Origin of the sequence: Pseudomonas sp. K5002, assembly GCF_013386655.1 — a bacterium.
Classification (GTDB): Bacteria; Pseudomonadota; Gammaproteobacteria; order Pseudomonadales; family Pseudomonadaceae; genus Aquipseudomonas.
Window position 1 is genome coordinate 1 of the sequence record NZ_JACARK010001243.1, and the last position, 754, is coordinate 754.

2 protein-coding genes are annotated in these 754 nt (G+C 61.7%); one reads left to right on the forward strand and one right to left on the reverse strand.

The window, feature by feature from the left end; all coding sequences use genetic code 11:
• On the reverse strand, nucleotides 1-202 hold a 202-nt coding region (locus HX846_RS35305), incomplete at its 3' end, for a tetratricopeptide repeat protein (protein ID WP_372242054.1).
• Between the two features lie 48 nt (nucleotides 203-250).
• Between HX846_RS35305 and HX846_RS35310 the strand changes: the two genes are divergently transcribed.
• The coding region (locus tag HX846_RS35310) for a type III secretion protein (protein WP_178967259.1) at nucleotides 251-754 on the forward strand (504 nt) is incomplete at its 3' end.

Sequence of the window (754 nt, forward strand, 5' to 3'; positions counted from 1 at the left end):
GTGCCTGGCCGAGTTTGAGCCACAAGTCGATGCTTGCGCCCGGTTGCTGGGCCGCACGTTCGTACAGCGCCGCCGCGCTGGCGTAGTCGCCGCGTTTGTTCAGGTCGTCGGCCAGCTTCAGCGAGCGGTCGGAATCGCTCGGCGCAGTATTGGAACAGGCAGCCAGCAACAGGCTGCCGGCAAGCAAAAAGTGTTTGGTCATCGTCACAACTCGTTGGGCGAAGGCGGACGTCATGTAAGCATATTTTCCATGGCGCTCCTATGTCTGTCGGTGCTGTTGGGTGCCTCGATTGCCCACGCCGATGAAGAGCCCGAATGGTTTGCCAAACCCTACGCCTACGTACTGGTGGATCAGGACGTGCGTGCCGCCCTCGAAGAATTCGGCCACAACCTCGACATACCGCTGGTGCTCTCGGACAAGGTGCGTGGCAAGGCCCGCAGCACCGTGCGCGCCGCCACCGCCGGGGAGTTTTTGCAGACGTTGTGCAGCACCAACGGCCTGACCTGGTACTTCGACGGCAACCTGCTGTACCTCAATGCCAGCGATGAAATCACCACCAAGCTGTTCAAGGCCAGCGCCCTGAACCTGGATCAGTTGCAGGCCTATCTGAACAACCTCGATGTGTTCGGCCAGCAGTTATCGATGCGTAACGGCCCCGAGGGCGATGAAGTCTTTGTATCCGGGCCGCCGCCGTACCTGGCGCTGGTCCAGCAGCATGTGGATCACCTGCAGCCCAAGGCCGCCGCGCCGGTG